At 26.6% G+C, this 9,689-nt stretch carries 9 protein-coding genes; 1 reads left to right on the top strand and 8 read right to left on the bottom strand.

What is annotated here, in order from left to right; all coding sequences use genetic code 11:
- Positions 1 to 460: 460 nt before the first annotated feature.
- Positions 461 to 865, top strand: coding sequence for an MFS transporter (locus tag EO083_RS08630; RefSeq protein WP_126993863.1), 405 nt, complete (start codon positions 461 to 463; stop codon positions 863 to 865).
- A gap of 148 nt (positions 866 to 1,013) precedes the next feature.
- On the opposite strand, the gene cmr6 is transcribed toward EO083_RS08630, so the two are convergent.
- The 8 genes from cmr6 to EO083_RS08590 form a co-directional block, all read right to left on the bottom strand.
- Entirely contained in the window at positions 1,014 to 1,928 is a 915-nt protein-coding gene (cmr6, locus tag EO083_RS08625; protein ID WP_126993861.1) for a type III-B CRISPR module RAMP protein Cmr6, read from the bottom strand.
- Positions 1,929 to 1,943: 15 nt separating this feature from the next.
- Positions 1,944 to 2,327, bottom strand: a complete 384-nt coding sequence (gene cmr5 / locus EO083_RS08620; protein WP_126993859.1) for a type III-B CRISPR module-associated protein Cmr5 — start codon at positions 2,325 to 2,327, stop codon at positions 1,944 to 1,946.
- A 9-nt stretch (positions 2,328 to 2,336) separates the two neighbouring features.
- Positions 2,337 to 3,164, bottom strand: coding sequence for a type III-B CRISPR module RAMP protein Cmr4 (gene cmr4 / locus EO083_RS08615; RefSeq protein WP_126993857.1), 828 nt, complete (start codon positions 3,162 to 3,164; stop codon positions 2,337 to 2,339).
- Positions 3,165 to 3,177: 13 nt separating this feature from the next.
- Complete coding sequence (gene cmr3, locus EO083_RS08610; protein ID WP_126993855.1) at positions 3,178 to 4,161, bottom strand: type III-B CRISPR module-associated protein Cmr3; 984 nt, start codon at positions 4,159 to 4,161, stop codon at positions 3,178 to 3,180.
- Complete coding sequence (cas10, locus tag EO083_RS08605) at positions 4,151 to 6,412, bottom strand: type III-B CRISPR-associated protein Cas10/Cmr2 (protein ID WP_164723711.1); 2,262 nt, start codon at positions 6,410 to 6,412, stop codon at positions 4,151 to 4,153. Before cas10 ends, cmr3 begins: the two co-directional genes overlap by 11 nt.
- Before the next feature lie 5 nt (positions 6,413 to 6,417).
- On the bottom strand, positions 6,418 to 7,566 hold the full coding sequence (gene cmr1, locus EO083_RS08600; protein WP_164723710.1) for a type III-B CRISPR module RAMP protein Cmr1: 1,149 nt from the start codon (positions 7,564 to 7,566) through the stop codon (positions 6,418 to 6,420).
- 75 nt (positions 7,567 to 7,641) lie between these two features.
- Entirely contained in the window at positions 7,642 to 8,757 is a 1,116-nt protein-coding gene (locus EO083_RS08595; RefSeq protein WP_126993851.1) for a putative CRISPR-associated protein, read from the bottom strand.
- A gap of 467 nt (positions 8,758 to 9,224) precedes the next feature.
- Positions 9,225 to 9,647: an FKBP-type peptidyl-prolyl cis-trans isomerase gene (locus EO083_RS08590; RefSeq protein WP_126993849.1), complete on the bottom strand. Its 423-nt coding sequence runs from the start codon at positions 9,645 to 9,647 to the stop codon at positions 9,225 to 9,227.
- Positions 9,648 to 9,689: the final 42 nt, after the last annotated feature.

The raw sequence follows: 9,689 nt of genomic DNA, 5'->3' as shown, positions 1-9,689 counted from the left end.
GCATTGAAATACAGAAGCCCACGAGAGGTATACGAAGAATACTTAAACTACACAAAAATTTCTTGATTTCTGTCCAATTTTTCGGGGTGCATTACACTTTTAGATTTGTCAAAGACAAGATTAGATATTTTATTAAGCAATTTTTGTTGTTAAATAATATTGAAGAGAATATTTTTGGGCTACACCTCCTTGTATTGTGTTATATTTAGCACAAAAATAATTTTAACAGGTGTAGCCTTTTTTTATTCTAATTTAACCTACTTTTTACTTTGGCCAGGGTCTATCTTCAAAAAATAAAGGAATAAATAGTCTAAAAAATTTTTTACAAAGTCCCTGTAAATATGAAAAAATAAAAATAAAAAAATCACTTTTAGTGGGATATTTAAAAAGAATATATAAAACAAACAGCACTTATTATTTCCTGGTTTGTAATTAGTTTTATGTATTATGCTCTATTTTCATGAGTACTAAAATATTTATTACAAGTTTAGGAATAACTATAACAAATACAAAATGGTATACATTCTTTGTTCACCCTGCACAGCTTACAGAATATCTTTCAGTGTCACTCTTAATTAAAAGTGGGGTCGAAAAAACTTTTACAACATATTTCAGTGGTGTTGCTCTTGGTTCTTTCTTACTTTTAAAGTCAATAAAAATCTTTTTCTATTTACTTCTATTTACAATTTTAATACTTTTATTTTTTATATTAGGCGTATGGGGACTTGTACATGCATACACTCCTGAATTATTTCCAACTCTGCTTTGTGGAACAGCAAATGGAATAACTTGGGCAACTGTAAGAATTTCAAATATTATTGCATCATACTTTACCGGTTATTTGTTGATAAATATTTATTTTTAGTAATCTTATATATATCAATATTTGCACTATTCGATGGTATCTTAGGTATAGAAACGAAAGGTAAAGTAGTAAATTAATATATGTTCTTTGAAAAAATTCCCACTTGGATAGTGTGGGAACTTTTTATATTTCATTATATCAATAATTATTACTGATTTTCTATTTTAAATCTACCATAACCAGAAGAACTTTTTGCGCCTAACCCATAATTTTCCAAAAATTCTTTTAAATGAATTTTTAAAGTCTTTTCTAATTCAAAATAATTTTCATTGTTTAATATTATATCAACTCTAAATTTTCCAGAACTTACAGTTAAAAAACTTAAAGGTATTGGATTATATATATCATTTGGAACTTTGTTATCCATATAGTATTTTTGAAAATGTGGAGTCTGATACTCAATCGCTAAAGTAATTTTATCTATAGGTATTACATCAAGAAAAATCGCACTTCCTCTTTTTTCATCAGTTCCAAATAATTCTTCAACATACTTTTCCCCAATCTCTTCAAGATAATTTCTAAAAGCACCTTTCAATGTAGAACCTGGAATTATTGGAATTCCAAAATTTCTCGACCAATAAAATCCTATTTCATCAATAGAAGGAATACCGGCTCCAATAAGAAAAGAAGTTTTCACATAAACCTCACTAAAACTTACTACTCTATACCTCTTACTTATTGATTTTATCATTCTCTCCCTTGTTCTTTTCAAAGTTTTTATTTTTTCAAACAGATCATTAGAATTTGTAGCTATTTTTATCAATATATCTTTATACCTTTCCTTTATCTGTTTATCAATAACCTTCTGTATATCTTTTTCTTTAGCTAATTTTTTTATATCCTCAATATGTTTTAAATCAAGGTAGTAAAAATCATCTAAATCTTGTAATTCCCTGATATTCTTTTCAATATTAACTTTTTTTGTGTTACCATTTAAAATTTCATTAATTCTACTAGAAATATTTTTTCTACTTTCCATAATCCTTTTTTCTTTAAAAGCAAATTTATCATAATACAAACTTGAATTCTTAATATTATTCGGGTTATGCTGAAAAAATTTCAAAACAATCACCACCTATTAATTATTTTCATCGTCTTCATTAGATGTTTTTATAAATATTTCTGCATATCTTCTATACCAATTTACAAATTCTAAAACTCTTTCTTGAATCAAAGAAAGATTATCTGTTTGCTCCAAAAATTCAAGAACATCTTTACTTTTAATATATTTCTTTTTTTCAAGAAAAATTCTTATATCTTCAAAAACAAATTCATGGTGCCTTTTTCCTTTAGCTCTTAAAAAAACTAATGTACCATAAAGTCCATTTTGAATAATCATTGCACCTAATCCTATTATTAAAGATCTATAACTTTTCAAAATATTTTTATCGTTTTCCTCCTTTAGAACTTTTTCAACAACACAGTTCTTTGCTATTAATTTGGTACTATTTTCTCTTTTCATTTTTTCACCTCACAGCACAGTAATATATGTAAAGCCTTTACCTATGGTTGTTTTTCCTCCTATATTTATAAAAATCCCATCAATCTTTTTTATTAAATCATTTATTAAATTTGACCTATTAAGCGGTTTTATTATAAAATACATTATTGTATCTTGTGGCAAATATTCTTCATACCACAATGCACCTTCGGCAACTATTCCTTTTTCTTTATCAATTCTAATTCTAGGCTGAATTTCGGTTGAATTTTTTACGAAAAAAGAAAAGTCTTCATCTTTCAAAACTATTAAATTTTCAAACAATAAATTAAACAAATATTGATCTGGAGCAATATTATTTAATCCTCTTATTAATTCAACCAAGTTTTTTGAATTTTTTGGTTTAACCGCATATTCTTCCAAACTTACTTCCTCATTTATTAACGTTGAATATTCAATATCTTCGTTTTCTAATTCATTCAAAAAATTATCAATCTTTCTTACATATTCTTCGTTCCCTACTATTTTAAAAGCAGTTTTCAATCTACTTAAAACCATCGGACAAGTTATCCAAATCAATCCTTTGTTTAAACTTCTTACAGGAAAAAATAAAATTTTAGCTTCTGAAAAGGCTACGTTCCCTGGTCTTGTTTCTTTCTCATTATCACCTGGCTCAGACCCGAAAATTTCTTCTTCATTTTCAAACTCTACTTCATTTCTTAAAGCTCCTTTAATACCAGAAATTATTGGAAAACCTGTATGAATTTCCCTTTGAATAGGTTGATCTACTACGCCAACATCTATCCCCTTTCCAGCATGAACCTGAGTAACTGCATATAAAAATCCTATTTTCCCATCCATTAAACTTACCCCCTTATAATTCTATCTCTATATATTTTCCAAAATTAAATTCCTGAAACTTATCTGTAAAGTTTTCAGTATACTCATTACTTAAATCACCTTCAATATAATATACGCTACCTGCTGGAACAACCTTAAACATTTCTCCAGGCTTATTATTTTTCAAATCCCAGAAACCTATACTTTCAGGTTTATAATTTGCAATTGCGATTATATTATCACAGTGTTTAGGTAATACACCTCTATCAAAAAATGCTGGTGTTAACAATAAAATTCCTTTCTCCTTGTCGTTAATTTTTTCAAATATAGTAGTTTCAATTTCCTTTAATTCTAACCTTGCTAACTTTCCCTTTGAACCAAGCTTTATCACATCTACTTCATTTAATATACCCAAATTATCATATTCAACAAAAAATGCAAAACCTGCATTTTCTATAAATCTATAATAAGATTGAAGATATAGCATTCTTTCAACTGCTTTTCTATTTTTTAATGCTATTCCTATCTTTATTTCTTCTTTATATATTCTTTGATCATTCGATTCTTTCATATCAGAAATATTCAAATAACCATATTTTATTTTTTCTAATTCCTTTAATGATACGTATTTTTTAGTTGGTTCTTTTAAATTCCTCATTTTTTTATATCTAATTCCATATAATTTTTTCTCTTCTATATTAAAAGAAAAAGTTTTATCTATATATGCTTTATAATATTCTTCAGTTTCATCATTCATCTTAATAACTGAAGGCATTCTAAAAAATATTTCACCAGTATCATCAGACAAAAATGGGCCTATAATACTCAATTCTTTATTCTTTATAAATAACTCAATTCGATTTATATCTACTTTTTTATTTCTAAAAAAAGCTGCAAATATAGCTCCATAAAATGTTTTTGCATTTGGAAATACTGATTCTTCAGAAGTTGAAAAAGTTTTAGATTTTCTAAATGCCAAAGTATCTAAAGGCTTTATATATAAAACTTTAATTTTCATGTTCATACTCCTCTCTTCTTGAATACTCTATATTTTCAAGAATTTTTAAATATTCTAAAAATTTTTCTTTATCTTCAATTTCCAAAAATCTTTCTTTAGCTAGATTTTTAAAATTTATTTTCTTTGCAATATAAGGAATTACTTTTTCTTTAAAATCATTAACAGAAATAATATCCTCTCCAACACCAAAATTTTCGTATTCAGAAATTAACCTATTTATTAATCGCTTTACTGACTTAACTTTTTCATAACTTTTTATAAAATTCTGTGCATAAAATAAAACATCAAATCCATCAATATCCCAAAATATCCTTGATTCAACTACTTGTCCACTTCTTCTAACTGTGGAAATTGCAAAGCTATTTTTCTTTTTACCACTATTATCTTCATTATTTTTTGCTAATCCTTCCATTTTTCTTGCTAAATTTAATAGCATTTTTAAATTAAACTTACAATTAGCAACTGAAATTCCTGCACTCATAGTAGCTTTAGGCCCCATCATATTAAAGACTGGAATATTCTTATCTTTTAAATAGCACCATCCATCTCTAAAAATGAATTTTTCTACTTCAACATTACCAATACCGGAATAAACTTTTCTCAATTTATTAGCAGCGTAGAATACTTTATTGGATGAAAATAATGCTAAAACATCATCGCCCCCTGCATAAATTAATAAACCTCCAAATTCTTCTACTATTTTTGGGACAAAATTTGTAAAATTATTTAATGTTCTACTTATAATTCTTTGATATGATGGGGTAACAAAATTTACATTTTCAAATAAATTATCATATCCATTTCTTTCTAACTCAGCAATCACTTTAGAATGAAGCCTTTCCTTCATATTAGGAGCTAATTTCCCAGATATCCATTTGCCCATATTATCTCCATCCATTATTAATACTGCTAATTTATACTCGCCAGCAATTTCTTCTGTTGTCCTTATTTTTTTTAATTTTTCATAAGCTTCTATATAACCTTTATTTTCAAGATAATTTACAAAAAATCGTTTTATAGCAGATATTGCAGACAACTTTTCTCTTCTTTCCTCATTATTGTATATTGTTCTAACTTCAATTACTGCTTTATTTTCTCCACCAATATCGTCTCCTTGTTCTCCACCAATCTCAAAATTTTGAACAAAATCTCTTGTAGCCTTTCTCAACGAACTCTTTATTCCAAGCAGTTCACTGAAAACTCCATAAAATCTAATGGAGGATGAATTTTTTCCTGCTTTTTTCAATAGATTTAAATAATTGTTATCTCCAGTATAATCAAAATGCTTTTCTAAATTCTCTTTTAAACTATCTATTTCTTGACTAACTATTAATATAGTTGGAAATTGTGAAATTTGTTTATCCCATACATTAGAAAAGTTTTTCAACAAAGTTATCTTTTGATTTGCAATATTATTATTCTCCATTAAAAATGTTTTCATAAAATTACTTACTTCATTCATTTTTTCTTTTATTGCTTTTCTAATTTTTCTCTCCAAGTTTTTAATATCACTCGTAGGAACAATTGCCGTAAAAACATTTGGTAAAGAAGCAACAGAAGGATCCATATAATTTTCAATTTCAATTCCAAGTTTCTCTAAGTCTTTTTTAACAAAATAATTTCCTCTCATATATGGAAAAATAACATTTTCATAACCATACTCTTCACCTATAACATTTATTCCTTGATAAGTTAAAAAAGAAAGCAAATAACTACCCATTTTCAAATCTATAGTACTTCTAGCAGCTGCTATAAATTCCTGAACCGGTCCTATGGAAACTAACATCAACGACAATTTATCAGAAACACTTATTGCTAAAACATTATCCAAATAATCTATAATCGAATATACGGGAATTTTTGGATCGGCAGGAAGCATAAAAGAAGCACTAAAAAAATTTGGTAAATTCCACCATAATTTATAGAAATATTTTTTAATATCATCAATATAATCTTCTTTCTTAACTATTTTTTTCTCATAGTTTTTATTAAATTCTTTCATAAAATCATACTTTAATTTCTCGCTCGTAAGTGGATGAATAAATTCCGGATTATTCAAAAGATCTACTTCGTTTTTTATGGAAACATCTTGAAAAAAACCAAGTTCCGCTTCTTTAGCAATTAAATCTAATTTCTCTAAATCAAAATTACTTTCTATATCTAAATTTTTTATGATTGATTCATCAAATTTTATTTCAAAAAATTTTTCCAAAAAATTTTGTATTAAAACTACTTTCTTGAGCAAAATCACTTTATTCACCCCTGACTATATAGTTCTTCTTTTAATATATTCAAGAACTGTTTGTAATCTTGATTACCTAAAACTGTTATTTCCCCAAAATTTAATAAAGGTCTACCATTATCAGTTAATTTGCTCCTCATAACTAAAAAATGCAATCTATATTTATTCTTTTCATTTTCATGAATCGATATAAACAAAGGAGATGCCTTTCTTTCTCCCGTACCCTTAGTAGGTATTAATTTAATAGGTTTTTTCAAGCTTTTAACATAATAATTTATTGGTAACCCCATAATTGATTGATAAAAAACAATTTTCTTATGTTTATCTTTTTTATTTTTTATTTTTTTATCCCGACTGTTAATTAAGATAAATGCTTCTCGAAATGAATCATGTCTATTAAACTTTCTTAATTTTTCCTTTACTTTTAAATAGATACCCTTTTTATCTACTCTTGAATTTTCGTAAAGAAACTTAAAAACCTGCTCCAAGTTAGAAAAACCACGATCATAGATAAAAAAGTCATAATAACCTTCAAGTAATGTAGGAAATTCCGTAACTGTACCATTAAACGCAGTTGGTTGAATATCAAACCCCTTTATTCTTGAAAATATTCTTCTGTTTATATCATCTAAAATGTTTAAAATTTCTTCAAGCGTATATTTTTTCTGATTCAATATTTCAAAACTTCCATAACCTTTTCTCGACTTTGAACCTATCCCCCCTACAATTGAAACTAAAACAAATAAATATTTTATTAACTCTCCAATATCTTTATCTTTCTTTTTTAAATAAATAACTACTTTAACTTTTGAATTTTCTATTGCATATTCTCTTTTATTCAATCCATTATTCAATCCATATAATTGATATCTTTTTTCTTTTTCACTTAAATAACCTCTTTTAATATCAATTTCTTCAACAACTATATCAAAAGATGATCTCATTTTTGTAGAACCAAAAATATACTCTTCGGCTTTTTTTAAACCAATTAAATCCTTATTCTCATCATTAAATCTATCAATATTAAGAACTCTAGGAACAACTGCTCTAAACCAAAATCTTAATATTCCTCTCAAAGTTTGGGGAGTTAATTTAAAATTATTACCATCGTTACTTGAAAAAAGAGGAGATATAAAACGAATATACAACTCTAATTTATGCACATTTTCCCTCCTACTCAATTAAAAATGACAAAATTAAAATCTTAAAATAACTCAATTCATAATTAAATAAAACTCTCATTTAAAATTTTCTTCTAAATATTTCTCAAGTTTTATTTTAATGATTTCCAATTCCATTTCGTTTCTAGCAGTTGTTTCTAACTCCAAATGAATCAATCCCTTCTTAGTTGTTAAAATTACAACTAAATTATCACCTTTTATCTTAACCTTAAAGTTTTTCGCTTTTTCATTTTTTGAATAAACGGATACTCTCGCTTTAGTTCCATATTTAAACCTTTCAAATAATTCTTTAATTCTGTATTTATTTATTAATTCTAACGAATGCCCTTCTTTATTGCTAGTTATAAATACGAATTCTTTATCTCTTTCAAGTAATTCATACTCTTTTTCTAAATAATAAAATTCATTTCTTACAACTTCCAAATAAATTTGTCCCATTGGACTTATAGCAATATATTTTTCATTGTTAATCTTTTCTATATCGAAAAATATGGTCGCCTCTTTTCCCAAACCTTTATAAATATTTTCAACTTCTCTAAAAAGAACAACATTTTTTTCTTCCAAGATATCAAATAAACTTCTAACAGAAAAATATAAAGAAGTATCTAAATTAATTGGTAATGGTTCTAATTCAATAACTTTTTGAAATCTTTCAAACCTGTAATATACTGGCACTTTTAATCCTTGCCCTAAAGCTAATGCAAACGCAATCTGTGCCTTATATCCACCAGTTGCATTAATAATGACACTTCCCAAATTCTTTTTTATAATTTTTGCCATCTCTTTCACTAAATTTCTTAATCCATATAATTTAAAATCATCAGGTTTTGAATCATCCAACCTTTTTATTTTGATCACTTCAACATTTTCAAAATTGAAATTTTTCACATTTCGAAAGTAGCCTTTTAAAATATTTCCAATTCTCTCTCCGTCTTTTGTGTCTGAAACTAAAAAATAAATGTTCTTTCTCTCATCTAAGTAACCTCTTTTTAATATACTTACAGTTGAATTTATTTCGGCACCTAACTCTCTAGCTTCTTCAGGATCTTTTTCAAAATTCAAAAAATAATTGACCAATTTCTCATAATTTTCACTTTCAAATTCATTTTCTAACCCCAACCCCTTTAAGTTAGCTTTAATACTTGCTCCAACAGTACAAATAATTGAATTCATAATTCCCCCCCTTATAATTTTTTTCTAAGAATAAAACTTACGTCAGTTATAATTATAATAAATAAAAACAAAACAAAAGATGACGAAATAATGTATTTTTAGTAAACAAAATACAAATCAATTCATATAATGTATTAAAGAAATATTTTACTGAATCAATATCTATATGAATACTTCTCCAATAGAAAATAACTTATAATAAAAATATTTTTACAAGTTATATTAAATTTTTCAAGTCTTGGAAATACTATCAACTTGGAAAAGAAAATTTGCTGCTCAAATATTTAAAAATAGATAAAAAATACGGCAAAAGGAATGGCAAAGAACAGATTATGGAAAGACTGAAAGAATTTCACAGACACTCTTAAAAACTGAAAAACTTATTTTTTCAACAAATAAAAACCCCATCCTTTTCACTCTGGATGGGGTATATTGATAACACACTTTATTATTTTAATAAAAAGAAATCATTCACCTATAGAAACTATCTCTACTTCAAATACCAAGTTTTTTCCTGCAAGTGGATGATTTGCATCTAAATAAGCCATGTCATCTTTTATATCACTTACTCTAACAACAAAGCTACTACCATCTGGTTGATGAACTTCCAACAAATGATCCACTGCAACATCTTCAGGAAGCTTTGACTTTTCAACTGGAAAAACAAGATCTTCTCTATAAGGCCCATATGCCTTTTCAAATGGAACATTTATTGTCTTTTTTTCTCCAACTTCCATACCCATCAAACCTTCTTCAAAGCCTGGAATAACTTGATTCATACCAACTACAAATTCTAATGGCTCTTTTCCAACTGAACTGTCAAAAACTTCTCCGTCCTCAAATTTTCCCACATAATGGACTTTAACTTTGTCTCCACTTTTAATACCCATGAATATCACCTCACAAAATTTAATACAATTCCATTATACACT

Origin of the sequence: Thermosipho globiformans (assembly GCF_003990895.1) — a bacterium.
GTDB lineage: Bacteria > Thermotogota > Thermotogae > Thermotogales > Fervidobacteriaceae > Thermosipho > Thermosipho japonicus.
Note: the sequence above shows the minus strand (reverse complement) of the source record. Positions and strands in the feature narration are given on the sequence as shown.

Excerpts from the sequence above, each read along its gene's own strand:
- EO083_RS08595 (WP_126993851.1), bottom strand. The coding sequence starts at position 8,757 with ATGAATTCAATTATTTGTACTGTTGGAGCAAGTATTAAAGCTAACTTA.
- cmr3 (WP_126993855.1), bottom strand. The coding sequence starts at position 4,161 with ATGAAAATTAAAGTTTTATATATAAAGCCTTTAGATACTTTGGCATTT.
- cmr4 (WP_126993857.1), bottom strand. The coding sequence starts at position 3,164 with ATGGATGGGAAAATAGGATTTTTATATGCAGTTACTCAGGTTCATGCT.
- cmr5 (WP_126993859.1), bottom strand. The coding sequence starts at position 2,327 with ATGAAAAGAGAAAATAGTACCAAATTAATAGCAAAGAACTGTGTTGTT.
- EO083_RS08630 (WP_126993863.1), top strand. The coding sequence starts at position 461 with ATGAGTACTAAAATATTTATTACAAGTTTAGGAATAACTATAACAAAT.
- EO083_RS08590 (WP_126993849.1), bottom strand. The coding sequence starts at position 9,647 with ATGGGTATTAAAAGTGGAGACAAAGTTAAAGTCCATTATGTGGGAAAA.